Annotated in this window: 26 protein-coding genes, 1 tRNA gene and 3 pseudogenes; 16 read left to right on the forward strand and 14 right to left on the reverse strand. The window is 63.3% G+C overall.

The features are described from left to right. Nucleotides 1-18 precede the first annotated feature (18 nt). The 7 genes from BJI47_RS19780 to bphC all read left to right on the forward strand — a co-directional run bounded on the left by BJI47_RS19780 (nt 19) and on the right by bphC (nt 7,519). On the forward strand, nt 19-1,749 hold the full coding sequence (locus BJI47_RS19780) for a cholesterol oxidase substrate-binding domain-containing protein (RefSeq protein ID WP_088945338.1): 1,731 nt from the start codon (nt 19-21) through the stop codon (nt 1,747-1,749). Further along, nucleotides 1,746-2,912, forward strand: a complete 1,167-nt coding sequence (locus BJI47_RS19785; protein WP_088945339.1) for an NADH:flavin oxidoreductase — start codon at nt 1,746-1,748, stop codon at nt 2,910-2,912. Before BJI47_RS19780 ends, BJI47_RS19785 begins: the two co-directional genes overlap by 4 nt. Next, entirely contained in the window at nt 2,913-3,656 is a 744-nt protein-coding gene (locus BJI47_RS19790; protein WP_088945340.1) for a glucose 1-dehydrogenase, read from the forward strand. A 91-nt stretch (nt 3,657-3,747) separates the two neighbouring features. Beyond that, nucleotides 3,748-4,065, forward strand: a complete 318-nt coding sequence (locus tag BJI47_RS19795) for a hypothetical protein (protein WP_088945341.1) — start codon at nt 3,748-3,750, stop codon at nt 4,063-4,065. A 68-nt stretch (nt 4,066-4,133) separates the two neighbouring features. Beyond that, nucleotides 4,134-5,297, forward strand: a complete 1,164-nt coding sequence (locus BJI47_RS19800) for a Rieske 2Fe-2S domain-containing protein (RefSeq protein ID WP_088945342.1) — start codon at nt 4,134-4,136, stop codon at nt 5,295-5,297. A 77-nt stretch (nt 5,298-5,374) separates the two neighbouring features. Beyond that, entirely contained in the window at nt 5,375-6,556 is a 1,182-nt protein-coding gene (locus tag BJI47_RS19805) for an acyl-CoA dehydrogenase family protein (protein WP_088945343.1), read from the forward strand. Nucleotides 6,557-6,598: 42 nt separating this feature from the next. Beyond that, entirely contained in the window at nt 6,599-7,519 is a 921-nt protein-coding gene (bphC, locus tag BJI47_RS19810; RefSeq protein WP_088945344.1) for a biphenyl-2,3-diol 1,2-dioxygenase, read from the forward strand. Between the two features lie 186 nt (nt 7,520-7,705). Here the strand turns inward: bphC and BJI47_RS19815 are convergent, their stop codons facing one another. The 3 genes and pseudogenes from BJI47_RS19815 to BJI47_RS24320 form a co-directional block, all read right to left on the reverse strand. Continuing rightward, the gene (locus BJI47_RS19815) at nt 7,706-8,323 is read right to left on the reverse strand and encodes a PadR family transcriptional regulator (protein ID WP_254900707.1); all 618 of its coding nucleotides are present in this window, start codon (nt 8,321-8,323) and stop codon (nt 7,706-7,708) included. 213 nt (nt 8,324-8,536) lie between these two features. Beyond that, nucleotides 8,537-8,788 (reverse strand): annotated as a pseudogene (locus tag BJI47_RS19820) (FAD-binding protein); the annotation flags it as partial. Beyond that, a complete protein-coding gene (locus BJI47_RS24320; RefSeq protein WP_368655911.1) occupies nt 8,779-9,147 on the reverse strand; it encodes an AMP-binding protein in 369 nt (122 codons plus the stop codon). The gene BJI47_RS24320 and the pseudogene BJI47_RS19820, both read right to left, overlap by 10 nt. On the opposite strand from BJI47_RS24320, the gene BJI47_RS19830 reads away from it, so the two are divergent. From BJI47_RS19830 to BJI47_RS19840, 3 genes are all read left to right on the forward strand, one after another. Further along, nucleotides 9,056-9,427 (forward strand): hypothetical protein, encoded by a 372-nt coding sequence (locus BJI47_RS19830; RefSeq protein WP_368655912.1) that lies wholly within the window; start codon nt 9,056-9,058, stop codon nt 9,425-9,427. The two genes, BJI47_RS24320 and BJI47_RS19830, sit on opposite strands and share 92 nt — an antisense overlap. 101 nt (nt 9,428-9,528) lie before the next feature. Continuing rightward, nucleotides 9,529-9,786: a hypothetical protein gene (locus tag BJI47_RS19835; RefSeq protein ID WP_088945412.1), complete on the forward strand. Its 258-nt coding sequence runs from the start codon at nt 9,529-9,531 to the stop codon at nt 9,784-9,786. 177 nt (nt 9,787-9,963) lie between these two features. Then, nucleotides 9,964-10,830 carry an IclR family transcriptional regulator gene (locus BJI47_RS19840; RefSeq protein WP_088945413.1) on the forward strand — a complete coding sequence of 289 codons (867 nt, stop codon included), beginning with the start codon at nt 9,964-9,966 and terminating at the stop codon, nt 10,828-10,830. A 186-nt stretch (nt 10,831-11,016) separates the two neighbouring features. Here BJI47_RS19840 and BJI47_RS19850 read toward each other — a convergent pair whose 3' ends face one another. Together BJI47_RS19850 and BJI47_RS19855 are read right to left on the reverse strand one after the other, a co-directional pair. Next, nucleotides 11,017-12,021, reverse strand: coding sequence for a phytanoyl-CoA dioxygenase family protein (locus tag BJI47_RS19850; RefSeq protein ID WP_088945347.1), 1,005 nt, complete (start codon nt 12,019-12,021; stop codon nt 11,017-11,019). Continuing rightward, nucleotides 12,012-12,761 (reverse strand): class I SAM-dependent methyltransferase, encoded by a 750-nt coding sequence (locus BJI47_RS19855; protein ID WP_088945348.1) that lies wholly within the window; start codon nt 12,759-12,761, stop codon nt 12,012-12,014. The genes BJI47_RS19850 and BJI47_RS19855 overlap by 10 nt, the downstream gene beginning before the upstream one ends. Before the next feature lie 133 nt (nt 12,762-12,894). On the opposite strand from BJI47_RS19855, the gene BJI47_RS19860 reads away from it, so the two are divergent. Further along, entirely contained in the window at nt 12,895-13,752 is an 858-nt protein-coding gene (locus tag BJI47_RS19860; RefSeq protein WP_088945349.1) for a bifunctional 2-polyprenyl-6-hydroxyphenol methylase/3-demethylubiquinol 3-O-methyltransferase UbiG, read from the forward strand. 33 nt (nt 13,753-13,785) lie between these two features. Here the strand turns inward: BJI47_RS19860 and BJI47_RS19865 are convergent, their stop codons facing one another. The 3 genes from BJI47_RS19865 to BJI47_RS19875 form a co-directional block, all read right to left on the reverse strand. Beyond that, nucleotides 13,786-14,184 (reverse strand): VOC family protein, encoded by a 399-nt coding sequence (locus tag BJI47_RS19865; protein WP_088945350.1) that lies wholly within the window; start codon nt 14,182-14,184, stop codon nt 13,786-13,788. A gap of 188 nt (nt 14,185-14,372) precedes the next feature. Beyond that, the gene (locus BJI47_RS19870; RefSeq protein ID WP_088945351.1) at nt 14,373-14,795 is read right to left on the reverse strand and encodes a phosphate acetyltransferase; all 423 of its coding nucleotides are present in this window, start codon (nt 14,793-14,795) and stop codon (nt 14,373-14,375) included. Nucleotides 14,796-15,907: 1,112 nt separating this feature from the next. Next, nucleotides 15,908-15,982, reverse strand: a tRNA-Thr gene (locus BJI47_RS19875). A gap of 90 nt (nt 15,983-16,072) precedes the next feature. On the opposite strand from BJI47_RS19875, the gene BJI47_RS19880 reads away from it, so the two are divergent. Beyond that, entirely contained in the window at nt 16,073-17,554 is a 1,482-nt protein-coding gene (locus tag BJI47_RS19880) for a threonine/serine exporter ThrE family protein (protein ID WP_088945352.1), read from the forward strand. On the opposite strand, the gene BJI47_RS19885 is transcribed toward BJI47_RS19880, so the two are convergent. Beyond that, the gene (locus tag BJI47_RS19885; RefSeq protein ID WP_084347229.1) at nt 17,551-17,805 is read right to left on the reverse strand and encodes an MbtH family protein; all 255 of its coding nucleotides are present in this window, start codon (nt 17,803-17,805) and stop codon (nt 17,551-17,553) included. The two genes, BJI47_RS19880 and BJI47_RS19885, sit on opposite strands and share 4 nt — an antisense overlap. 104 nt (nt 17,806-17,909) lie before the next feature. Continuing rightward, nucleotides 17,910-18,719: an alpha/beta fold hydrolase gene (locus BJI47_RS19890; RefSeq protein ID WP_088945353.1), complete on the reverse strand. Its 810-nt coding sequence runs from the start codon at nt 18,717-18,719 to the stop codon at nt 17,910-17,912. A gap of 172 nt (nt 18,720-18,891) precedes the next feature. Between BJI47_RS19890 and BJI47_RS19895 the strand changes: the two genes are divergently transcribed. Both BJI47_RS19895 and BJI47_RS19900 read left to right on the forward strand, forming a co-directional pair. After that, a complete protein-coding gene (locus BJI47_RS19895; RefSeq protein WP_088945414.1) occupies nt 18,892-19,446 on the forward strand; it encodes a CsbD family protein in 555 nt (184 codons plus the stop codon). Between the two features lie 17 nt (nt 19,447-19,463). Continuing rightward, complete coding sequence (locus tag BJI47_RS19900) at nt 19,464-20,114, forward strand: hypothetical protein (RefSeq protein WP_088945415.1); 651 nt, start codon at nt 19,464-19,466, stop codon at nt 20,112-20,114. Between the two features lie 61 nt (nt 20,115-20,175). Here BJI47_RS19900 and BJI47_RS19905 read toward each other — a convergent pair. Together BJI47_RS19905 and BJI47_RS19910 are read right to left on the reverse strand one after the other, a co-directional pair. Next, nucleotides 20,176-21,036, reverse strand: a pseudogene (locus BJI47_RS19905) (ABC transporter transmembrane domain-containing protein); the annotation flags it as partial. Nucleotides 21,037-21,061: 25 nt separating this feature from the next. Beyond that, nucleotides 21,062-22,685 (reverse strand): annotated as a pseudogene (locus BJI47_RS19910) (ABC transporter transmembrane domain-containing protein); the annotation flags it as partial. A 244-nt stretch (nt 22,686-22,929) separates the two neighbouring features. Here BJI47_RS19910 and BJI47_RS24215 point away from each other — a divergent pair. Both BJI47_RS24215 and BJI47_RS19925 read left to right on the forward strand, forming a co-directional pair. After that, the gene (locus tag BJI47_RS24215; RefSeq protein ID WP_176224977.1) at nt 22,930-23,103 is read left to right on the forward strand and encodes a hypothetical protein; all 174 of its coding nucleotides are present in this window, start codon (nt 22,930-22,932) and stop codon (nt 23,101-23,103) included. Between the two features lie 51 nt (nt 23,104-23,154). Further along, the gene (locus tag BJI47_RS19925; RefSeq protein ID WP_088945356.1) at nt 23,155-24,609 is read left to right on the forward strand and encodes a trehalose-6-phosphate synthase; all 1,455 of its coding nucleotides are present in this window, start codon (nt 23,155-23,157) and stop codon (nt 24,607-24,609) included. Between the two features lie 47 nt (nt 24,610-24,656). Here BJI47_RS19925 and BJI47_RS19930 read toward each other — a convergent pair whose 3' ends face one another. Both BJI47_RS19930 and BJI47_RS19935 read right to left on the reverse strand, forming a co-directional pair. After that, nucleotides 24,657-25,139, reverse strand: a complete 483-nt coding sequence (locus BJI47_RS19930) for a h domain protein (RefSeq protein WP_088945357.1) — start codon at nt 25,137-25,139, stop codon at nt 24,657-24,659. After that, nucleotides 25,139-25,900 (reverse strand): hypothetical protein, encoded by a 762-nt coding sequence (locus tag BJI47_RS19935; protein ID WP_254900705.1) that lies wholly within the window; start codon nt 25,898-25,900, stop codon nt 25,139-25,141. Before BJI47_RS19935 ends, BJI47_RS19930 begins: the two co-directional genes overlap by 1 nt. Nucleotides 25,901-26,030 lie beyond the last annotated feature (130 nt).

Consider the following 26,030-nt stretch of genomic DNA (forward strand, 5'->3'; position numbering starts at 1 on the left):
GCAATCAGGGGTGACTGCATGGTCGAACAAAACGTACACGGGTCGCTGTCACGACGCCGCTTCTTCGGCACCGCGGCCGCCACGGCGGTAGCAGCCGCAGTCGCCGGGTCCCAATGGACGCCCGCCGCTGCTGCGCCCGTCGGGGAGGCCTCGCTCACGGTGCCACCCGAGTTCCCTGGGGGGATCGACCTCTATCAGCAGAGCTACGTGAACTGGTCCAAGGAGATCGTCTTCGACCACGTCTGGACATGCGCACCGCGGGGTGAAGCCGAGGTGGTGACGCTGGCCAACTGGGCCGCGAAGCACGGCTACACGATACGGGCACGAGGTTCGATGCACGGCTGGAGTCCGTTGACGGTGGTCCCCGGATACCCCGTCGACAAAGTAATTCTTCTCGACACGACCGCGCACCTGATCGGCGTGAGCGTGGATCCGACGGGGTCCCCTGCCACGGTGACCGCCCAGGGTGGCGCGAGCCTGCTGTCCATCTTGACCGCACTCGAAGGCCACGGACTGGGCTGGTCGAGCATCCCGGCCATCGGCGACATCACCATCGGCGGTGCTCTCGCTATCGACGCGCACGGCGCCACCCCTCCGGCCGACGGAGAAAGTGCAGTCCCCGGAACCAGCTTCGGTACCGTCAGCAACCTCGTCACCGCCCTGACGGCAGTAGTCTGGGACGATGCCGCGGGAGAGTACGTCGCGCGAGTATTCACCCGATCCGACCCCGCCATTCGCCCACTGCTCACCCACCTGGGCCGCACCTTCATCACCTCCGTGACGCTCCAGGCAGGCGTCGACAAGCGCCTCAGATGTCTCAGCACCTTCGACGTCGGCTGGCAGGAACTGTTCGCGCCGGCAGGATCACCGGGCCGGACTTTCGAGAAGTACCTCGCCGAGTCGGGGAGCGTCGAAGCCATCTGGTTCCCGTTCACCCAGGAGCCGTGGCTCAAAATATGGAGCGACGAACCGAACCGCCCGGAACAATCACGGGAAGTGACCGGACCGTACAACTACGCGTTCTCCGATACGCTCCCCGAGCCGCTCACCGACGGGCTGGGTGTACTGGCGACACAGCTCGCGGCCGGCACACCCGCATTCGGTGCATCTCAGCTCAGCGCGGTCAAGGCCGGCATGGCACTCACCGGCACCGCCGACATCTGGGGCACATCGAAGAACGTCCGCTTGTACCTCCGCGCAACCACGTTGCGAGTGACTGCGGGCGGAGGCGTGGTACTTGCACGCAGGTCCGACGTCGCCACGATCATCCACGACATGACCACCTGGCTCGACGAGCGGCTCACGCATTACAGCTCGCTGGGGCAGTACCCGGTGAACGGCCCGTTCGAGGTGCGTTTGTGCGGGCTCGACCACGGCGCAGACGTGGACGTGGAAAGCTCGGGCCCGCCGTCTCTTTCAGCGGTGGCCCCAGTGCCCGGCCATCCGGAATGGGACACCGCAATCTGGCTGAACGTGGTCTCTTTCCCCGGTACGCCTGGAATGCATGCGTTTTTCCGCGAGATGGAACAGTGGATGCATGGACACTATTCAGGTTCACTCGGAATCATGCGGCCCGAATACTCGAAGGGCTGGGCGTTCACCAACGACCGGTCCCACGCCGACACCGAGTTCCTGACCCGGACACTCCCCTCCCGGTACCCCGAGTGGGAGTCCGCCTCCGCAGCATTCGACGAGTTCGACCCACGGCGAATCTTCCGGAACCCCTTCCTCGACAAGGTAATGCCATGAAAATATTCGAATCGGCTGATCTCGGCCCCCTCACGCTCCGTAACCGCGTCATCAAAGCCGCGACCTTCGAAGGACGTACCCCGGAAGCACTGGTCACCGATGAGCTGATCGATTTTCACCGGGCCGTCGCTGCCGGTGGTGCCGGCTTGACCACCGTCGCCTACTGCGCATCCTCGCCCGAGGGCAGAACCGACCGCCATCAGATTTGGATGCGCCCGGAAGCTGTTGCAGGACTGACGCGACTGACCGAAGCCGTCCACGCCGAAGGTGCCGCCGTCTCCGCTCAGATCGGGCACGCGGGACCGGTCGCGAACTCGCAGTCCAACCGTGCGACGGCATTGGCCTCTTCGTGGCAGATCAGCCCACTGAGCCTGCGGCTGACGAGGACGGTGAGCGCAGCCGACCTCGATCGCATCGTCGCCGACCACGCCCGCGCAGCCAGAATTGCCGTCCAGTCCGGATTCGATGCTGTCGAACTGCATTTCGGGCACAACTATCTCGTCAGCTCATTTCTCAGCCCAGCGCTCAACCGCAGATCCGACCAGTTCGGTGGAAGCCTCGAAAACCGGGCGCGAGTCGCGCGGGCCGTAGCGTCGGCAGTGCGCGCCGAAGTAGACACCGAGATCGCCGTCACCGCGAAGTTGAACATGGATGACGGAGTACCGGGCGGCTTCTGGCTCGACGAGAGCCTTCAGGTCGCCCAGTGGTTGGAAAGCGACGGCTCGCTCGATGCGCTCGAGTTGACTGCAGGTAGCTCGCTGAAGGACCCGATGTACCTCTTCCGTGGAGATGTACCGTTGCGCGACTTCGCGGCGTCGTTCCCACAGCCGCAGCGAGCGGGTATTCGCATGGTGGGCAGCAAGTTCTTGCGCGAGTACCCCTACAAAGAGGCTTATCTTCTCGAACAGGCACGCCAGTTCCGCAGTGCAGTGAACCTCCCGCTCATCCTTCTCGGCGGGATCTCCACGCGGGAAACGATGGACCTTGCCATGACCGAAGGGTTCGAGTTCGTGGCGATGGCGCGCGCACTTCTGCGCGAACCGGACTTGATCAATAAGATGCAGAAAGAGGAAGTCACCTCCTCTCTCTGCATACATTGCAATCGCTGTATGCCCACCATCTACAGCGGCACGCGCTGCGTGCTTGTCAACGAAGGAGCCTGAATGAACCGTTTGGAAGGCCGAGTAGCACTCGTCACCGGTGCTGCACGCGGAATGGGTCTCGCTCACTGCAAAGCGCTGATCGCAGAAGGCGCAAAAGTCGTCCTGGGCGACATCCTCGACGAGGAAGGCGCTTCGGCAGCAAGCGAATTGGGTGACGCCGCACACTATGTGCGTCTCGATGTCACGTCGGAGGACAGCTGGGCCGAGGCCGTCGCGGCGACCACCGAGAAGTTCGGACCGGTGACGGTACTGGTCAACAACGCCGGCATAGTAGGCGGCAACCTGATCACCGCCTACGAAACATCCGAGTGGCAGCGCATTCTCGATATCAACCTCTCCGGAACGTTTTTCGGTATCCGTGCCTGCGCTCAATCGATGATCGATGCAGGCGGCGGCTCGATCATCAACATCTCCTCCGTCGAAGGGTTCCGCGGTAGTCCCGGACTGCACGGCTACACCGCCACGAAGTTCGCAGTGCGCGGACTGACGAAGTCGGTTGCACTCGAGTTGGCGCCGAAGAACGTACGGGTCAACTCCATTCACCCCGGCTTCATTCACAGCCCGATGACCGAAGGTATCCCCGAGGACTTCCTGCAGATCCCACTGGGTCGTGGCGGCAAAGCCGACGAAGTGTCCTCGATGGTCGTCTTCCTGGCCAGTGAAGAGTCCTCCTACTCCACCGGATCCGAGTTCATCGTCGACGGCGGCCTGATGGCAGGCGTTCCACACCGCACCTTCGACTGAGCCCGGCGAGACGACCCGCAGACGTTCCACTGCCCTGCTCCCCGGGAAGTTGGACTGAGAAATTCAGTTCCAACTCACGGGGAGCAGTTGCATGCGTGCACGAAGTTCATCGACCGAGGATCAGCGCGAGGCCGCGGTAGCGTTGTTCGAGGATGGCAGGGGCTCGGTATGGGTGGCCGGCAACTCGAGTGGCGAAAAGGACGCCGTGACGCAGCTGCACAAGCGATGGCGGGTTCGCGGGAGGACTGTGTTGAAAACCGGACCGATCGAAGTCCTCGGGCCGGCTCTCCCACCGGAATTCATCGTTTGCGCAACAGTTATGGGATCACGTGGGCTGGTGGCCGAGCGGGCTTCGCAAGAGCCGACAAAAATCGTCTCGGTCAGTGGGACAGGGGGCACACACCAGTAGCGCTCAACCCTGAGTATGTGAGGCGAATCACATACATCTGCGCGTGAGCGTGAAGGAAGAGGTAAACGATGGCGCTGCAATCCGACACCGATGTCGAAGAAATCAGGATGATCGAGGCGGCTGCCGCCCCAGCGCGATTCGCCCGAGGGTGGCACTGCCTAGGCCTTCTCAAGGACTTCCAGGACGGAAAACCGCACGAAATCAACGTTTTCGGTAGCTCGCTGGTGGTGTTCCAGTCGGAGTCCGACGGCAAACTCAACGTGCTCGATGCATTTTGCCGACACATGGGCGGCAACCTCGCTCAGGGCACCGTGAAGGGCGATTCCCTCGCTTGTCCATTCCACGACTGGCGCTGGGGTGGAAACGGCAAGTGCACCGGCATCCCGTACGCCCGCCGTGTGCCACCGCTCGCCCGCACCCGGGGATGGGTCACTCTCGAGCGCAACGGGCAATTGTATGTCTGGCACGACCCGCAGGGCACCAAGCCGACCGACGAGGTCACAATTCCGGAAATCGAGGGCTACGGCACCGACGAATGGACGGACTGGAGCTGGAACTCGCTACTGGTCGAGGGCTCACACTGCCGTGAGATCGTGGACAACGTCGTCGATATGGCGCATTTCTTCTACGTGCACTTCGCCTTTCCCCGCTTCTTCAAGAACGTCTTCGAGGGCCACGTCGCCACTCAATACATGAGGTCGACCCCACGTCAGGACATCGAAGTGGGCACCAGCTACGACGATCCGAACTCGACCCTCAGCTCGGACGCGTCCTATTTCGGGCCGTCTTACATGATCGACAAGCTGGTCACCGTCGCCAACGGTATGGAGATAGAAACCGTCCTCATCAACTGTCACTACCCAGTCAGCGACAACGCGTTCGTGCTGCAGTGGGGCACCATCGTCAAGAAGCTCCCCGGGCTCTCCGACGACGAGAACAACGGCATGGCAGCGAAGTTCACCGAGGGGGTCGAGCTCGGTTTCGAACAGGACATCAAGATCTGGAAGAACAAGGCACCGATCGACAATCCGTTGCTGTCCGAGGAAGACGGCCCCGTCTACCAGCTCCGGCGCTGGTACAAGCAGTTCTACGTCGATGTCGACGACGTCACCGAGGACATGACCACCCGATTCGAGTTCGAGATCGACACCGACCGGGCCGTCAAGAGCTGGGAGGCGGAGGTGGCCGAGAACATCGCCAACGGCGTTGTTCCACTCCATGCCGACGCCTGACCCACGAAAAGTCGCGTGGTGCGCCGAGAAATGAAACCGCTCACCGAAAAGCTTGGCCTCACAAAAGGAAAACTCTCATGACCAACAAGGTTCTCGACAACCTCACCGACATCGCCGATCAGCTTCGCGATCAGGCGACCGAAGCCGAGCGGATCGGCCAACTTCCCACCGAGACTGCGAAGAAGCTCAAGGTAGCCGGCCCCATCAAGATGCTCCAACCCGAGCAATACGGCGGTTTCGAAGCGCATCCCCGTGCATTCGCGGAAACCGTGATGAAGGCGGCATCGCTGGATCCGGCTACCGGGTGGGTCTGCGGCATCGTCGGCGTGCACCCCTGGCAACTGGCCTTCGCCGACCCGAAGGTGCAGGAAGAGGTGTGGGGCCGCGACCCGGACACTTGGATCGCCTCGCCTTATGCACCTACCGGTATTGCGAAGCCCGTCGACGGCGGTTACATCTTCAACGGCCGGTGGCAGTTCTCCTCGGGAACCGACCACTGTGACTGGATCTTCCTGGGCGCGATGAAAGGCGACAAGGACGGCAACATGGCATTGCCGCCGCGGATGATGCACATGATCTTGCCGCGCAAGGACTACGAGATCGTGGAAGATTCATGGAATGTAGTGGGCCTGAAGGGAACCGGATCCAAAGACATCATCGTCCGAGATGCTTTCGTCCCCGACTACCGTGCGATGGACGGCGATGAGGTCATCAACGGCACCGCCCAGAGGAACGCCGGTATGACCAAGACGCTGTACAAGATGCCGTGGTCCACCATGTTCCCGCTCGGCATCTCCTCCGCAGTCGTCGGCATTGCCGAGGGCGCACTGGCCGCGCACCTGGACTATCAGCGGGATCGCGTCGGTGCGCAGGGCACCGCAGTCAAGGATGACCCCTACGTGCTGTTCTCGGTCGGCGAGGCGGCGGCGGACATCAACGCCGCGCGCCAGGAGCTACTGGCAAACGTCGACAGAATGTGGGACATCGTCGACTCGGGCAAGGAGGTCTCCTTCGAGGACCGCGCCGCGGGCCGCCGCACACAGGTCCGCGCAGCCTGGCGGGCGGTCGCCGCCGTCGACCAGATCTTCGCCCGTTCCGGCGGCAACGCACTGCGGATGAACAACCCGCTGCAGCGGTATTGGCGAGACGCACACGCCGGACTGGCTCACGCCATCCACGTGCCCAGCACGGTCTACCATGCGTCCGCACTGAGCTCGCTCGGCATCGACCCGACGGACAACCTCAAGTCGATGATCTGAAATTCGTTCGGTATCGGCACTCACACCTCTGAAGGACAAATCATGACTGAAATTCGTCACACGGACATCAAGGGCCTCGGCTACGTCAAAATCCAGACCACCGATCTCGAACGCTGGCGGAAGTTCGCGTTCGAGGTGCTCGGCTTCGCCCAAGGAAAGGGCCCCGACGACAACGCTCTCTACCTACGGATGGATGAGCGCGCCGCTCGCATGGTCATCGTTGCCGGCGACACCGACGAAATCGTCACCATCGGCTGGGAGGTCCGTGACCACGCAGCCCTCGTCCGCGTCCAGGATGCCGTCGAGGCCGCCGGAATCGACGTAAAACCTCTCTCGCTCGAGGAAGCCGACGCACGCCGGGTCGAGGAAGTCATCACCTTCCAAGATCCGACCGGGGCCACCCTCGAGGTGTTCCACGGCGCAGTGCTCGATCACAGCCCAGTCGTCACGCCGTTCGGTGCCAAGTTCGTCACCGGCTCGCAGGGGCTCGGGCACGTAGTGCTTCCCACGATGGACCTGGACGGCGCGTTCTCGTTCTACACCGACGTGCTGGGTTTCTTGCCCCGCGGCGCGTTCCGTATACCGGCGCCGCCGGAGTTCGGCGCGATGCGAGTCAGGTTCATGGGTGTCAACGAGCGACACCACAGCCTGGCCCTATGTCCGTCCCCCCATGGGGGCGCGCCGGGGCTCATCCACATCATGGTCGAGGTGGACACCCTGGACGCGGTCGGACAAGCGTTGGATCGTGTGGTCCAGGACGGATTCTCGGTGTCCTCGACCCTCGGTCGCCACACCAACGACAAAATGGTCTCGTTCTATGTGCGCGCCCCCGGCGGCTGGGACATCGAATTCGGTACCGAGGGAATCAAAGTAGACGAGAAGCACTACTCCGCTGAGGAAATTACCGCCGACAGCTACTGGGGCCACGACTGGTCCGGCAGTGAACCACTGGCAGCAATGTAGATACTCGCCTCGCACGCGGCCTCTCCGAAGGCCGCGTGCGAGGCGCATCCAACTACCACACGGCGGGAGTGTCCGCTGGGGGCTACGCGAGCGGCGCATCGATGGGAGAGGGCCGCTTCTTCGGCCATCGCGCCGGAAGATCAGCTTCCAAGGCCGATTCGACCAGCGGGAGAGAGTGGACCTAGTTCAGTCTTGGTCGCTTTTATAGGCCTCAACGTGCCGTTCGACCTCGCGCCACAGGCCGGGCGGGGGCTTCGGGAAGCCGGCCTCGTAGCCGACCTTCACCCGACTGATTGTGGCCTCCGCCTCGTCGATATCCTCGATCAACTGCAAAGCCAGTGCGCGCTCCGAGGCGTAGTAGCGTTCGGACCATCGCAGCACGATCTGGGAGTAAGCCCACGCCGGTTCCTCGGCGGCTCCACGCGCATCGGCCGCAGCGCGCCGTTCCATCTTCTCGACGTACTCGATATGCTCGCGGAGGATATCCTTGAGCCGATCTGGCTTGTTGAGATGCCCAAGCCAAATCCGAAGCATCACACCGTGTTTGAGAATAGGCGGATCAATAGGTGCCTCATTGGACCACCTTCGGACCGCGTCGGTCCCAGCCTCGGTGATCTTGTAAAGACGCCTGCCGCGGACGCCGTTGTCATGCTGCACCCGAGAGGTGACGAAGCCATGCTTGTCGAGCTTCTTCAGCTCCGTATACACCTGACTGAACGAGGGGCTCCAATAGAAGAACTTGATGCTCCAGTCCGCCCACTTCTTGAGGTCGTATCCCGAGAGCTCCTCATCGAATGCGAGCATGCCGAGAACTGCCCAGCTGGTGGCGGGCAGGTTAGGTAAGTCGGCCTCGGATGCCGATTCGGTCGATGCCACGCCCGCGAGCCTAACAATTGGACAATCGAGAGAAACATTACGAGCCACCGCTGATCGGATGCCGGGTCGCATTCCGCGTCCCGGCATCCGATCCCGGTACAGCCGCTTCTGTTCTTCGATAACCTTTCCGCGGTTTCGCCGCTAGATGCGCCCGGCTGCGTCGTGCGCTGCGATGTAACCGAACACGAGGCCCTGTCCGATCGTCGCCCCGGCCCCCGGGTAAGTGCGACCGAAAGCATTGGCCGCGGTGTTGCCGATAGCGTAAAGGCCCTCGATGACGGTGCCGTCCTCACGAAGGGCGCGTGCGCGCTCGTCAGCCTTGACGCCGCCGCAGGTGCCGAGATCGCTCAGTGTCATCTTGACCGCGTAGAACGGCCCGTTCGTCAGCGGACGCGCTCGCGATCGAGTATCCGCTGTCCGAACGACATGTAGTCGACGGACGAGCGCGCGAAGTTATTCGCCCACAGGGCAATCCGGTCTCCGGGGTGGGCCCCTGTGGCGGCCATGGCTCGACCCGCTCTGAATGCCTCGTCAGCGAATCGCTCGTAGCTCAGGCGTTCCCGCCCGTCCACGACGGCCTCACGGTCGGCGCGGCGTCGAGAAGCCTCGACCAACCACGGCCCAAACGGTGTCGAGGGTGTTGTCCGAGGGAGAGCGGGAGTGACAGGGCAGTGTGCCTCCCGCTGGGCGGGACGAGTGGGCAGCGCGGTAGCTGTGGCATGGCTACTTTCATATCCACCGACCACATCCACATGTACGGGAGAGATCAATGGCTTCAGCAGAGGACATCCGTTCAACGGTGTCGAGGTATCTCAACGCAGTGGGAAGCGGGACCTCCACAGACGTCGCCTCCCTGCACTGCTCACCGTCCGGGTGGCCGGACACTGTGCAGCTTTCCACTTCCGCGTGGTCACCGAGACTGGAGACCAGACAATCACGATCGAACCGATCTACATCATGACTTTCGACGACCAGGCTCGGATCACCAGCATCCGCGCCTTCTGGTCGGAGGACGACGTCAGCTTCAGATGAGCTGGTTCGAAAAGATTCCATCCTGGCCGTCGGCATTTATACTCCCCCACACGCGCGACCGGAGACACCTCCGCCGCAGCCAAGCAGGAAACGAGGCAACTATGCAGAACCTGAGCTGCAAGCACTGCGGAAACCGGGTGCTAGTAGAGAAGTACAGTCCCACCCATACCAGCATCCAGTGGCTGTCGGACGCGGAAACCGCGTGTCCCGAGTTTGCCCAGCAGGCCGCGCTCGGCGTACCCAGCATCTATATCCCCACCTGCTCGGCCCTGCGTGACTCCATCGAGCAGGCAGCGCACGAGGGCATTGTCGAGACCGACGCGCCCCGCAGCTACCCGGTGCCCGGTCGCCTGATGTAGGAGATCTGCCGAAGTCGAGTTGGACAGGATCGAGGAATTGTTTCGCCCTGCGGCTCGGTGTACGTTCATCGACTTTCTTGTGTGACACCCGACACAAAACATGGTAGATAGATGTATGCCTATTAGAAACACACTGCTAGACGCGCTGCGGTGAAGGCCAAACACGTGGAGGAACCCATGACAACGCCAGTCGCCGCCAGCACTCCTAGCGCCGTCCTCGACCGCGCTTCGCTCGTCCTCGACGCGTTCGAAGGGCCGGGCCGCCTCACCCTCGCTCAGATCGTCCGGCGAACCGGACTGCCGCGTTCCTCGGCCCATCGGATGCTCGAGCGCCTTGTGCATTTGCGATGGCTTCGACGTCAAGGCCACGACTACGAGCTTGGAATGCGCCTGGTCGAGCTCGGTTCACTTGCAGTACACCAAGATCGACTACACCGGGCTGCGATGCCCTATCTTCACGATTTGCACCGGGCGACCGGCCATGTGGTTCACCTCGCCATTCTCGACGGAGCCGACGTGGTCTACCTCGAGAAAATCGGCGGCCGCACCGCAGCAGCCATCCCCACCCGGGTCGGCGGACGCTACCCCGCCCATTGCACGGGGGTCGGGAAAGCAATCCTCGGCTTCTCGGCCGAACGTCCACTCGTTACCAGCGGCGCGGCTGCACTGAGCCGAAAGACGAGGCACTCCATCTCGACCAGTGCCCAGCTCAGTTCGGATCTGGCAAAGGTACGCGCGGACGGTATCGCCTACGAGCGAGGGGAGGCACTGGCCGGATTCGGTTGTGTGGCAGCACCGATCGGCAACTTCGGCGAGGTGGTAGCGGCAGTGTCGCTATGCGGTCCCCTCCAGCACATGCAGCTCGACCACCGCCTCGCTGCGCCAGTCCGGATGGCAGCAGTGGGCATTTGGAACAACATCGAAGGCGCCGTTCGGGTTCAGCCGACCATGCAGCGAGAGTGCAGGCCATTGCTCGGCACCTCGCCGCCGACCCGACTCCGCGATGCGGGGAAGGCGCTGACCCAGAATCTGCATTCCACATGACACTCGACGTCGACGCTGTGAGGGCGAGGCTTCAGATGCCTGCGGAGCCGGAGTTCTCAACCGACTTTTTCAACACCCGTGCAAGCATGCTGTGGTACTGGAATCAGTACCTACCGATCGATCCCGACCGCGATCATGCATACGCGTCTCCGATTCACGCCGTCCCGTCTGAGGCGGCCGGTCGGCTCAGCTGCGGTGGCCGACCACCGGGTTGAGCTCGGAGGCCGCGAGGCCGCCGGGCTCGACACCTGGGAGGAACTCGCGCCAGGTGCCGCTGATGAGCGTCGGCGACGACGTCACCCGCGCCCCATCGGCGAAGTAGGTGGTGGCCAGCGCCCGGCGCGGTTGCGTCGTCAGGTTGGGGCCCGCGGTGTGGAAGCACAGCGCCGAGTGGAACGACACGTCGCCCACCGCGAACGGCCCGGGCTCCACCGCGACGCCGCGCTCGACGAAGCGCTGGGTGACGGCCTCGTCGTACGAGGTCCCGACCTTGTCGAACTCCAAGTCGGCTACCTCGCCGAGCACCTCGCGGCCGCGGGCGAACGACAGTGGACCCATCCGGCCGGGGATCGCCGACATCGGCATCCAGGCCGTGACCGCCTGGGTGGTCTGCAGCGGGAAGTGTTCGGCGTCGTGGTGCCAGGGCGTGCGGCCACAGCCGGGCTCCTTGGACAGCGCGTTGTCGTGGTAGAGCCGAACGCCGGGTTCGTCGAGCAGGGTCGCAGCCAGGCCGCCGATCCGGGGCGACAGCGCCACGGCGCGCATAAGGTCGTCGCGCAGCCACATCTGTTCCAGAGCGGTGAACCGGCCCGCGACGTCGTCGCCGTGCTCGGCGCGCAGCAGCTCCTCGAGGTGCTCGGCGAGGCGGCGCACGACCGACGGCGACAGCACGCCGGGCAGCCGCACGAAGGCCTCCCGCGCGAAAGCCTCGACCGATGCTGGGTCGAGGTCGTAGGGCTCGGCCAGCTCGCGCTCGACCTGCTCGTCGGTGGCCGCCGGTGCGTCGGGCAGGCCCGGACCGTCGACCAGTTCGGTGGGTGCCTGGTCGTTGGCGGCCAGCGTGACGTACCAGTCCCACCAGTCCTGGTCGTCGCCCGCCCAGTCCTGCTCGATACCGCCGTCCCGGTTCTGCTCGGGGAGCCGGCCGTTGGTCGACGGGTTGTTCAGAGCCGAAGTGTTTTTCAGATCCACAGCAGGGCCGCCTCGTGGGAGAAGGTGTAGGCACCGGACTTCTCGCGGCAGGATGCGAGGTAGTCGCCCAGCACGGGTGCCGCCTCCATCTCCTCCAGCGACACGGAGTCGTCGAAGGCGCAGCGCTGCAGAAAGCCCTCGGCGACGGCACGATCCGACGTGCCGGTGGTGTATGTGATGCGCTGCTCACGCACATCCGCGCCGGCTCGCACCAGGGAGTCACGCACCTGCTCGGCCGTCGTATACGGCGTCGCTTCGCGCATACCGGCCCGGAAGGCGTCGTAAAAGGCGAGGTAGTGGGAACTTGCTGTGGCCTGTGCGACCAGGCCGAGACCACCGGGGACCAATGCAGCCACAAACCGCTCGGCCGCGGCGTCCAGCTCGGACGGCGGCAGGGCGTAGAGCGCATGGATGGCCCACACGACGTCGTAGCCGGTGTGGTCGGTTGGGAGGTCCTGCAGAGTCATCACCAGGTCGTGCCTGGCCGAAAACGGCGGGCCCAGCGCGGCGCGCGCCTCGGCCACCGAGAACGCCGACGGGTCGAGCAGGTCGTAAGCCAGCTCGGGCAGCGCGGAGAGGTCGGTGTAGCGGCGCAGCGCGGTGGGAAACTTGCCGCTGCCGCAGGCCACGTCGAGCAGTGACCAGCTGTCGTGGGCGCGGTCGGCGAGCAGACCGGGCCAGTCGGCGGCCAGCGCCAGCTGGCGGTAGTCCTCGGTGGCAAGGGCGTAGAACGCCTCCATGCCCGTACGACCCGCCTCACTCCAGTGCTCGAGACTCCGGTCGGCTGTGTCTCCGCTGCTCACAGGAGTCCTCGTCTCTCTCAGGAAGCCGACCGCAATGCACCGGGTGGGGCGTCGTGGTTGACTCGGTCTGATGTCCAACGTAGCTCCGACCCCCTCGATCGGCACCGCATCCGCGCTCCTCGACGACTTACGCACCGAACGGCGTGGCGCTGCGGCCCTGGTCGGCCTCGAACCCGAGGCCTACGCTCGCGACCACGCCGCGTTCGAGCAGCTCTCCGACCAGCGCGGCCTTATCGCCGAGCACCTCTGCGGCCGACTCACCAGGATGGGCAATGGACCGGTCTCGGTACTCTCGGTGGGCTGCGGCGACGGCTCACTCGACGTCCAGCTCGCCGATTCTCTGCTGGCGGTGCCGGGCCGACCTGTGCGCTACGTCGGCATCGAACCCTGGTCCGGGAGCGCGGGGCTCTTCACCGCTGCGATGGCCTCGCTGGAGGCCGACGAGCTCAGCGTCGACGTGCACGTCGCGTCTTTCAGCGACGCCCCGGTCGACGAGAGCTTCGACGTCATGTTGTTCGTGCACTCGATCTACTACGTCACCGACCTGGAAGAGACCCTCCGTGGCGCCCTCGACCTGCTGCGACCCGGCGGCGAGCTGTGGGTGCTCAACGCACCCCGAGGCGCGCTCAACGCATTGGTCGACGTGCTCGCCCCACCGCTGGAGGGACACCGTCAATGGTTCAGCGCCGACGTCGAGAAGGCCTTCGTCGATGCCGGCATCGCCCTCGACGAGATTGTCACCCTGAACGCACTGGTCGACCTCGCCTCCGCGAGCGAGCGGGTGCTCGACTTCGCGGTGCAGGCTCGGCTGACCCCCGAGCTGCGCGGGCCGGTACGGGCCTACCTCGACGCCGTCTCGGTGCCCGGCATCGACGGCAGGCCCCGGGCGCCGCACCCGGTCGACGTGTTCGCCGCGGCCCGCCGCTGACAGTCACTCGAAAGATCTGCGCACTACGGGCACTCACGCAGGCGGGGCGAAGAATTCGAGTGCGATGTTGTCCACATCTCGGAACGAGATACCCGAACCATATCCTGCGTGTTCGATGCCGGAGTGTTCGATCGTCAACTCGTCCAGCCTGTCTCGCCACTGCACCAGTTCTTCCTGGGAGCAACCGAACGCGATGTGATCCAGGCCTACGCGGCGTTCGTCGAACGGCCCCTCAGCCGCCGAACCGTGGTGTGAATGTAATCCGAACAGCATGCCGTTCGCGAGCGCGAAGACCGAATGATGGAAGGTCCCGGACTCTTCGTCTTCGTCCAGAACCGGGCGGGAATCGAACAACCTCGAATACCACTCGACGCTCTTCTCGAGGTCCGTCACCGTTATTGCAACGTGGGCCAAGCCTGGGAAACTGGGCATTTTCGGTCGACCTTTCGGATGGGCGCTCGCACTACCGTGAACCTAATCGAGACTGTTCTACGGCGAGACGTCATGGACGAAAGCTACCCATTCGGGTAGGTGCGACACAGACCGTACCCTCGTACCCGGACAGCGCCCCGAATTCGATTGCAGCACAACAACGCAAGACCGGAATGAGCTGGTGTGGTCTATTTTCCGGCGAGACCCGTTGCCGCTGCGAGATATTCACGCGAGTCGCGAAACGTCTGCGCCACGCCGCGTCCCGCGACGGCTCGGTACCGACTGATCTGATCGTCATCGAGAAGATCGAGCACCGTGCTGGAATCCGTGTGCATCCAACCGCCGTCTCGCACCAATTGGTGGGCGCGTTTGCCCTGCAGGGCAGAAATTCCCTCGACTCTGATTCCATTCGGGTCGGTCGACGCTGCGATGTAGTAAGCCTTCTTCCCGGGATAACCGGCCTTGACCTTCGCGCGCAACCGCAAGACGGCATCGGCCGCGTCATCGATGGCAGACAACTGCTCGTCGGAGCCCGATTCGGCAGCAGAGACTCGCGCTATCTCCGCATCCAGTCCAGCAAGCAAAGTGGCGAGGTACTCGAGATCGCTCATCAACTCATGATGCCTTACGACAGTGATCTCCCGAACCAGCACCTGACAACGCTCATGATCCAGCTCCAGACATAGGTTCACACTCGAGCAGCAAAGCCGCGAACGGCTCCAATGCACTCGCCGTCCATGCATCCCGGCGACCCGCTGTGGATACACATGCACGAACTTCCTGAACCAGAATCGACTGCCGCAGCCCGAGTCCAACAGGACCCTACCCGAACTACTTTGCGCCACATTGCCTTTCGATTCAAACACGGACCGAATGCGGCATCGATGTGGGAATAGTGACCAGCGGACTCACCTCACCCTGGCACGATGGACGTCTTCGAAACCGGTGACTGACTGCACACTATCGGCGGCTATCGGCGGGATCCCGTCAATAGCCATCGACAGTGTACACTGAAGGCCGGGCAACCACACGATCTGGGTCTGATCTGCACCGGTAGTATGCAACCACCCGCATCCCCGCCGTCACTACCGACATGCGACACGCTTGCGCTTGCGCTTGCGTCGGAGCGTCGCAGTGTGGAGACAAATTCGGGCTGCTCGTCAGTCGCCTTCCAGCCACCACAGCCGTCGCCAACGCGCGCGGAATGACACCGCGCAACCGGGCTGCACTGACACCCATCACCACAGCGCCGTCGAGGCCGTAGGCCGAAACCGCGATACCTGTCGCGGCGGCGTCCAAGTCGTCCCGACGCGATCGTCTCGCACCGCCATGTAGAAGTCTGTCGCTACCTGATGCCGTAGACCTACCTCTCGTCAGCCGCACGAGCTCGGCATGCGGATGCGCCTAGACCCCGGCAGCCGTCGCGGCACGCACAATCCGCATGGGCAGGCGAGCAAACTCGGGCGGTAGGCCGCTCTGACGGCGTCGAACATAACTCTTGGCTTTGCCCAAACAGTGAGTACCGGATGTCGCTTACCGAACTTCGTGAATGCGGCCACAGTGACACGGCTCCAAATTGCCGACGTCGTTGCCCCGCGACTGACTGCACACTATCCGCGGCGATCGGCGGGATCCCGTCAATAGCCATCGACAGTGTGCACTGAGGGCCGGGCGACCACAAGAAAAAGGCTCCGACCAAACCATCTAGTCGGAGCCTTGCCGTTGGAGCCTCCTAACGGGATTGAACCGTTGACCGCTCGCTTACAAGGCGAGTGCTCTACCGCTGAGCTAAGGAGGCGTTGGTGCTGAGCCAGCATATCCACTCACTGCTCGCTTGGTAACAGCAGGTACCTTGTGCGTGGATCACCCCAGCTATGTAAAGACGGTAATGACTTTCTTGCAAGACGTGACGGCCTCGCTCAGCCGTCTCACCGGCGAGCGTCGCGCCACCATCGACACCCCTACGGCCGCACCTTCACCACTGCGGCCTATCGACCTCACCGACGACGCTGTCGTGGCGGAAGTGCTGGATCTGGCGGTACGCGTCGGTGAGGTACTTCTTGCGTCGGGGACTTCCGCGATGGATACGGCATCTCAGGTGCAGTACATCGCGGCAACCTACGGCCTCGCCCGCTGCGATGTCGATGTCACCTACAACTCCATCACGATCAGCGCTCACCGCGGTCCGACGCGGCCGCCGGCGTCGACGATGCGAATCGTGCAGTACCGGTCGATGGATTTCACTCGTCTCGCTGCCGTGGACAACTTGATCCGGGATGTCCGCGTCAAGATGGTCTCGCCCGCGGTTGCGCGCGAGACGTTGGACGCCATCACCAAGGCGCCGCATCCGTACAACCGTTGGATCGCGACGCTTGCCTGGTCTGGCATGGCTGCGGCGATCAGCGTGTTGGTCGGTGGTGATGCGCTCGTGGCGGTGGTGAGCTTCTTGACGACGATGGTCATCGACCGGATCGGGCGTGTACTGAACCGGGTGGGTCTGCCGTTCTTTTTCCAGCAGGTGGTCGGCGGGTTCGTCGCGGCGACCCCTGCTATCACGCTGTACAACTTTCAGGATCAGCTGAACATCACGATCTCTCCGTCGCTGGTCATTGCGGCGGGAGTGACGGTGTTGCTGTCGGGATTGTCGTTGGTGGGCTCGGTGCAGGACGCCATTACCGGGGCACCGATCACTGCGTCGGCGCGATTCTTCGAAGTTCTGATGATGACGGGCGGGATCATCGCCGGTGTTGCGACATCCTTGAAGATCGCCGCGATCATCGGAAGCGATCTACCGCTGATCACCAACAATCCGCCCCCTGGGATCGACGAGTTGCCGACGAAGGTGCTGGCGGGTGCTGCAGCCTCGTTGTTCTATGCGTTGGCCTGCTACGCGGAGCGTCGTGCGTTGACGGCGGCGTTCTTCGGCGGCTTCGCTGGTGCCCTGGTCTACCTGCTCATCCAGACGCTGTCCACCGGGCCGATCATCGCGTCGGCGTTCGCCGCTACCGTCGTCGGTTTCGCCGGTGGTCTGATGGCACGTCGCGCGCTGATTCCGCCGCTGATCGTCGCGGTTGCCGGCATCACGCCGCTGTTGCCCGGTCTGTCGCTGTACCGAGGCCTCTACGCTCTGCTCAACGACCAACTGCTGCTCGGCATCAGTGCATTGCTCGCAGCGTTCGGTATCGGTTGTGGTCTCGCTGCTGGGGTCACGCTCGGCGAGTGGGGTGCGCGTACGTTGCGTCGTCCACGCATCTTGGCCCGCACCGAAGAACTGCTACGCCCGACTCTCCGACGCAGAGAAGAACCGCGTCGCCCGGTTGTTCGTCGGCGACGCGGTCCTGTCGAGCTCAAGAAAAAGAAGAAGGTCTAAGCCTCGGGGGTTCCCTCTGCGGACTGACGTGCAGCTGCGTCGGCCTCCATTGCTTCACGGAGGCTGCGAGGGCGCATGTCCGTCCAGTTCTTCTCCACGTACTCCAAGCACGCTGCACGGGTGTCTTCACCGAAGACGACCTTCCAGCCCTGGGGGACATCGGAGAATGTGGGCCACAACGAGTGCTGGTCTTCGTCGTTGACCAGCACGAAGAAGCGTCCGTCTTCGTCATCGAATGGATTGGTACTCATCTCGCCTCACTCGTCGCAAACGTATTGTTATCGGCAGTCTTCAATGTGAAGTGACCCCGACCCTAGCAACGCACAGTATCGCACTCGAGTGCCGACGCTGGAGGTCAGCTTCGAATAAACTCCAGCACGGCGTTGTTGATCGCCTCGGGTCGTTCCAGATATCCGAAGTGCCCGACGTCGGGAATCTCGACGTATTGGGCGTCGGGGATTGCCTTTGCCAGCTCGGCGCTCAGGTATGCGGGGATCATCCGGTCGTGCTCGAATCCGACCGACAAGCAGGGCACGGAGATCTTTCCGTACGCAGCACCTCGGTCGAAATTCCCGTCCATCCCCAGCTGAGCCCGCACGCCCGGTGAGGTGGGAGCAGTCGAGAATTCGAACAGGTCCAGCCAGTCACGGGCCGATCGGGAGTCGGCAAGTGTGGTCGGGGACAGATTCATTGCGGCCGTGATCGCCGCGGCGTACTTCGGTGGCAAGGAAGTCTTGGCGTCGGCGAGTGCACGTTCACCTTCGCCGAGTGTCTTTTGAAACTCGTCGAGACGGGCATGACCGGCGAGGAATACAGCTTTGCGGACGAGATCGGGTCGCGTCAGCGCTAGTTCCTGCGCGACGCGTGAACCCATCGAAGTACCGACGACATATGCCCTCTCTCCGCCCTCACGAATCAATTCGATGAGTCCGGCGGTATCGGCCACGAGATCGTCCATCTTCATGCCATGCGCACTCTCCGACGACGGCGCTATCCCCCGATTGTCGAAATAGCAGACGCGATAGCCGGCTTTGACGAGTTCGGGGACCTGATGCAGGTCCCACACCCGCCCCGGGCTACCGGTGCCCATGATGAGAACGACCAAATCGCCAGAACCTTTGACCTGGTAATTCAGCGAAATCCCGTTCACGGTTGCGATCGGCATGTAACTCCTTTGCTCGTCGGCGGCTGGAAGGAATCTTACGACCGAGCCCGCTAAGCGGTCGACCGGCGGGTTTCCGGCTCCACTCGGTCGGGTAGTCCAACCTCGTTGCGCGTTCGGCATGTTCATCCTGTCGGGCGAATTCCACCGGGGAGTAGAAGCGAGGGGCACTGCAGTGAGCAATGAGAACGCATCCGAAGAGGCCCGCAAAGGCCTGTTCGACGCAGTCAAGGGCAAGGCCAAGGAGGTTGTCGGGGCAGTAACCGGCAACGATTCCCTCACCACCGAGGGGCAGCTTCAAAGCGCCCAGGCCCGCGAACGCGCGGAGGCGAAGGCCACCGAGTTGGCAGCCCAGGCGCAATCGGAAGAAGCCGCCGAAGACCTCGCTGCTGTACGAAATACCGCCGAGCAGCAGCGCGATGCAGCCAGCGCGAGCGCCGAGTCATCTACAGAGAGCGCCCGTCGCGTCCAGCAGACACAGCACGTCGCGGCCGAGAAGGAAAAACATCAGACCGTCCGGGACGCGGTTGCCGACGCCGAGGTCGACGCGCGCGCCGAACAGATCGAGGCAGTTGCGGAGGGCCAGTCCGACGCCGCAGCCGCGACACAGGACGAACTGAAGGCCGTCCAGGAACATGGCGAAGAAGTGGCCGAGGCCCAGGCTGCCCGAGCTGCAGCTGACCGTGCTCGACGCAACGCCGAATCATTGCGCGAAGACACCAACCCGTGAACAGGAGCAGTCCTTCCATGAACGTACTCAGCATCCCGATGTCCATTCTCAGATTTCAGTACAAGATCGTCCGAATCCCGTTGCATCTATTCGAAACCAGCGTCGTGCAGACGTGGAGTACTGACGCACCCGCTCGAATTGCGTACGAGCGCACAGTCGGATCGCTCGACAAGGTCGTCGGCGGTGTGCTCGGCGACAAAGATGTCGAGCAACGCGGTGAAGCTCAGGTCCACCTCAGCGAGGAGTTGACCAAAGCCCGCAAGCTCGAAGCAGACGCCGATGCGACCGAGGCAGTTGCCGACCAGAAGCTGAGGGCTTCTCGTGAAGCAGCCGAGAGGGAACGCAAAGCTGCCGCCCTCGCCGCAGACGATGCCGCACGGAAGGCACGTGAGCAGGCCGAACAACGCAAGCAGCAGGCCGCTCAGGAAGCCGAAGAGAAGGCCGCCGAAGAGAAGAAGCGTGCCGACGAGCTGGCCGAAGCACGAGCGGCACAAGCCCGCAACGCGGAGAAGAAGCAGCACGAGCAGATCGCCAAGTCCGAGAAGGCCGCGGCAGCGCCCGCGGAGTCCGAACTGGCGGACGCCGCTGAAGGCAAAGAAGAGGCCGAGGACAAGAAGGCCGAAGCCGCGCGTATCGAGAAGCTGTTCATGGCAGAGAAGAACAGCTGACAAAACTGATCGAAACACCGAAAGCGTCCCTCTAGGGGCGCTTTCGGTGTTTCAGAGCCGACTATCGCCCCTGCCAGGCCGACCATAGTTCGGCGTATCGCCCACCAGCCACGACGAGTTCGGCGTGTGGGCCGGCCACGGCGGGGTCGGCGAGGACGAGCCGCGCGAGTGCCAGCTGTTGTGATTGGGCGGAGGTCAACTCGTGTCCACCTTCTCCGACAACGGTATCCACGCCGTTGGTCAGAGCGTCGACCCATCGGGTGGCGCCGACGGTCGAGTGCTGTGTGGACGTCCGCTCGGCTCGCGTCCGGTGCTGCGAGTAGTAGATCCTCGATCAGTGGGCCCGCGAACACGTGTACTTCTTGGCTGACGATCGCGATATGTCTGCGCAGCCCTTTCTCGCCCAGTTCGGCGAGTGTCGCGCCGCCGATCCGTACCGTGCCGGAGGTCGAGTCGATGGAGCGTCGTCGAAGGAGAACATGAGCATGCTGATCGGATAGAACAACCGATGAAACAGCAGCGCAGCTGCCGTCACCTGGCCGACGGTCACGTAATCGTCCTGGACCAGCAGGAATCCGGCGGCCAGAATCACCGACAGTCCGACGCATTCGGCGCGGTTGCTGCGCGAACCGAAACGTGTGAACAGTCGGAACACCTCGATGCCGAAGTCTCGAGCCTTGCCCGACGCTTTGTCGATCTCGGCCAGGTGTGTGTCTTCGAGTCCGTAGGCGCGAACGGTGCGTGCGCCCTGCATGCTGCTGATGAGTGCCTGGGATCGCTCGCCCATGGCGACGCGCTCGGCGGCGTAGAGGGGGGCCGATTTCGGCAGGTACCAGCGCAGGGCCAGCACGTACATCGGGATGGCGACCATGCCTGCGAGCCCGAGACGCCAGTCCAGGCTCAGTATCGCGACCACGCTCAGCGATACGAGGAGAATCGCGGAGATGATGCGTTCCCTCGCCGACGACGCGTCCATCGTCGACGAGTACGACGCGATCCGTCACGGCAAGAACGGCGGGACTGGTCGTGATGAGAATGGTGGTCTGGGCGCGATCGCCGCAATGACGCAGTTCCTTGATCCCGGCGGCAATGGAGTGCTCGGTGACGGCGTCCACCGCCGTGGTCGGGTCGTGCAGGACGAGCACCGGGGCGGACACCGACGATGCCCGGGCCAATGCGACACGTTGACGCTGACCGCCCGACAAGCTGGCCCCTCGATCGGTGACGGCGTGGTCGAGGCCACGCTCGTGCATCGCGACGACATCGGTAGCGGCGGACGCGGCAAGTATCCGGTCGAGTTCGTGGTCCTCGCGGGTACGCCCGGCGGATACGTTGGTCCGCACGGTGCCCGCGAACAGGTCTGTGTTGTGCGGTTCCATCAAAACTGTTCGACGCGCATCGGCCAGTCCGAGTTCACCGAATAGGAGGCCACCGATTTTCACGGTGCCGAGGTAGTCGTCCTCGCAGATCTGCCCGGACAGCACCGCCGCCAACGCCTCGCCGTCCTGGGGCCGCAATGCCACCACACCGAGAAGTTCCCCGGGGGCGGCCGAAAGATCGAAGCCGTCGAGAGACCGGTAGGCGATGCCCGCGGCCTCGACATCGGTGGCCGACAGCGCCACGGAACCACCCTCCGCCAGAACGTGATCCGCGCCGAGCACCAAAGCCAGGCGATCGGCTGAACCTCGCACGACGGCAGCGACACCCGGTAGACGTGACATCGTGGTCAGCGGTTCGATGATGAACTGCGACAGTCCGACCACGGTGATGAGCTCACCCACGGAGATTCGCCCCTGTAGCGCGAACAGTCCTGCCGCACCGGCAATTCCGACGGACAGCAGCGCACTGGCCGTCGTCGAGAACCCGAGGTAGATACTGTTGGCTTTGGCCATCTTCATCGTCGCGCTCGATGCGGTGCGGCTCGAGGCGAAAAATCGGGCCGATGCTGCGTCCTCGGCACCGATACCGCGTAGTGGACGCACCCCGCCGACCAGGTCGGTCGCCATGCCGGACACTCGTGCAACCTCTGCTTGTTGCGTCGTGGCGGCGTTGGTCAGCAGCGGAGCCGCACGCTGCAGTCCGAACATGATGACCGGGGTGGCGATGACGACCGCCAACCCCAACGGAATGTCGATGACCAACAACGCAACTGCGCTGACGAGGGTGGCAGTGATCGCCGCGGCAGTACGCGCGACGACATCGAGAATCCACGAGGTCTTCTCGGCGTCGGAGGTGGAAACGGACAGCAGTTCGCCGGACACGAGGTCGGTGCGCACCCCTCGGGGATGGAGCACCCGGCCCGCGACCTCGACACGCATCATGTGCGCCTCACGTTCGATCGCGACCACGATGATGCGGGCGCCGAAACGAAACGCATAGGACAGAACCACGAACAGTCCAGCCAGAGCCAGCAACGAGATGAGCATCGCGGTTCCGTCACCGGTGTCGATGGCACGGCCGACGATCAGACCGATCGCGACCGGAACCATCGTCTCGCAGAACTGATGCACGCAGAGGAACACGGTGGAGATGATCATCAGTGCGCTGGCGTCGCACACTCCGCCGAAGAATCGCTGTACCGGTCGAGGGGGGGTCGCGGTCGTCGACACACTCATCGCGTCGCCGAGGAAGAAAAGTGCATTGATCGACCCTTATCCATGCCCCGACAGGGCCCAGGTCGCTTCGACGAGCACTGCGCTCGTTCAGAGGAAGTGGCGAGAGGGCGACCAGTTCTCATAGAGTTGGTGCCGACGCGAAAGAAACTTTCGTGGGCACCAACCTGTCGAGTACGCCAGCAACCACTACGGAGACGATCATGGCCGCCAATACGACCACGGACAAAGACATCGCCGACGACGAGATCGTCCCATTGGCCGACGAGACCGCCAGCCAGGCGCAGCGCGTCGTCGCTGCATACGCGCTCGACGCAGACGAGTGCCGCATGCTGTTTTCGATGCTGGGCATCGAACCGGCGGCAAAACCCGAGTGATCTCACGCACCAGCAATCGCACTTTCTGAACGATGAACCGATAGGACAGTTGTGGCTGACGCCTCGCAGGGTTCCAATTTCGTCGTCGTGGCCAACAGGTTGCCCGTGGACTTGGAGACGCTTCCGGGTGGAAGTACGCGATGGAAGCGCAGCCCAGGCGGGCTGGTGACCGCCCTCGAACCGATCCTTCGAGCCAACAACGGTGCTTGGGTGGGTTGGCCGGGCGTCCCCGACGTCGAGGTCGAGCCGTTCATCGAGGACGAGCTCGAACTGTGTCCCGTCACGTTGAGCGAGCGTGAAGTAGCCGACTACTACGAGGGCTTCTCCAACGGCACCCTGTGGCCGCTCTATCACGACGTCATCGTCAAACCGATCTACGACCGTTCCTGGTGGAATGCCTACGTAGAGGTCAACCGTCGGTTCGCCGAGACGACCTCTGCTGCGGCAGCCCAGGGCGCGACGGTGTGGATTCAGGACTACCAGCTCCAGCTGGTCCCGAAGATGCTGCGGATGCTGCGCCCGGATCTGACCATCGGGTTCTTTCTGCACATACCTTTCCCGCCGGTCGAGTTGTTCATGCAGATGCCATGGCGGACCGAGATCGTCGAAGGCCTACTCGGCGCCGACCTCATCGGATTCCATCTCGCGGGCGGCGCCCAGAACTTCCTGTACCTCGCCCGCAGACTCGCCGGTCAGGTCACCTCACGCGGATCCGTCGGGGTGCGGTCCAAGCTCGGATCCGTCCAGGTCGGCTTCCGAACGGTACGCGTCGGCGCGTTCCCGATTTCCATCGATTCTGGGGATCTCGACGAGAAGTCACGCCGCAAGGCGGTCCGTGATCGCGCCAAGCAGATCCGTAAGGATCTGGGTAACCCGAAGCGCATCATGCTCGGGGTCGACCGTCTGGACTACACCAAGGGAATAGACGTCCGGCTCAACGCATTCCGCGAGCTTCTCGAAGAGGGCCGGGTCGATCCAGCCGAGAACATCATCGTCCAGCTCGCCACACCGAGCCGCGAACGCGTCGAAAGTTACAAGGCGATGCGGGGTGAGATCGAACAGCAGGTCGGCCGTATCAACGGCGAGTACGGCCAGGTCGGCCACCCTGTCGTGCACTATCTGCATCGACCGATCCCGCGGGACGACCTCATCGCTTACTTCGTCGCAGCAGACGTCATGCTGGTCACTCCCCTACGCGACGGGATGAATCTCGTCGCCAAGGAGTACGTTGCGTGCCGTAGCGATCTCGGCGGGTCGCTCGTGTTGAGCGAATTCACTGGTGCCGCTGCCGAACTCCGTCAGGCATACCTGTGCAACCCACACGATCTCGACAGCGTCAAGGACGCCATCATCGATGCGCTCGAGCAGGCACCCGAGGACGGCCGACGTCGTATGCGCGCCATGCGTAGGCAGGTGCTCGCACACGACGTCGACCGATGGGCCCGGTCCTTCCTCGACGCGCTGTCGAATCCGCCGCAGGACGGCCAAGCGATAACTCAGCGCTGATCCGACCGATAGGCCACTGGAGGCGCCCAGCCTCCCGTGGACGGCGCTCAGATCGGGGCCAGCTCGCTTGCGAGCCAGCGCCCGTCGACTTTTTCCATCGTCATCCGAACCCGACTTCCGCTGCTGGCAGCGTCAGGCGCGTCGGTGCTGGTGGTGATCTGGTTGAGGAACAACAGGATCGTCGCATCGTCCGGATCTGCCGAAACGACAGCGGTGCCCTGCACGGTCACCTGAACGGTGAGCGACTTTTCCTTGGCACTGGGAGCGATCACTTCGGTCACCAACTTGGTGTATTCGTCTTTGAAGTCTCCGGTCAGACCGTCTGCCGCAGAGCCCAATTGCTGATCCACATTGTCGAAGTCGTAGGCCAGCATCGCGGTAGCCTGCGCAGAAGCGGCTGCTACGGCATCGGTACGTGCCTGCTCGGTCTGCTCGTTCTGCCGATACTGATAGAACAACACGCCGACACCGGCGGCAAGCGCCAACACGATGACAACGGCCAAGCTGCGCAAAAGAATTGCAGATTTCATCACGGCACGAACTCCACTCTCGACGCGGTCATCACGTCACCGTCGTCAGCGACTGTTACGCGCAACCGGAAGTCGCGCGGCTGGGGTTCTTCGGCATCGGAGTTCTTGACCATTGCCCGCGCAGCCACCAGAACATCCGCTGCATCGTCGCTGATGTTCTCGATTCCAGCTTCGATGATCTCACCGTTCGAGTCGACACGAGCCTGCTTGACGACGTCGACGAACGGCCCTTCGCGGCCCTCGAACTCGGCCTTGAAATCACCACTGGCACCGGCCAGCAAACGGTCCACGTCCTCTTGCGCCGAATCGGGATGAATTGTCGTCAGATTCAACACGGTCTGTCGGGCGGTCTGTACGAATCGCTCGGCTTGCGCGTCTTCGGCGCTCGTCGCTCGATTTGCCAGGAACAGGTAGACGCCTCCGGCGAGTAGGGCGAGAACCACGACCACGAACAACGACGTCAGCACTAGGCCGAGCCGGTTCGTTTTCGGATGCGGGGCATCCCCGTCCTGCTCGGGCTTTTCTACTTCCAGCCGAGTCTCTCCCGTCGTCGGCGTTGCCGGCTTCTTCTCGGCGTCATCCTCGGCGAGGGAGGATTTTGGTTCCTCTTTCTTCAGGTCCGGCGTGTCGACGGGTGAGTCCTGTGCGGTTGCCGGTACTTCGACTGCGTCCTTCGACGTCGTCTCGCCCGCGATAGGCCCTGCCGGTCGTACTGCCCGACGGCGTGGGCGCCTCGGCGCCGTGCCCTCGTCGTCTGCCATAAAAACCTTCCTCGTTGCGTTCAGTGGTCGTGCCGACTAGAACGGGTATCGACCTACATCTCTTTCATATTGTGCACGCTGTGGGTAACAGAACGGTCGAGAACTAGAACTGGTTCACCAGGCTGATACT

This window comes from Rhodococcus sp. 1168 (assembly GCF_002091955.1).
Taxonomy (GTDB): domain Bacteria; phylum Actinomycetota; class Actinomycetes; order Mycobacteriales; family Mycobacteriaceae; genus Rhodococcoides.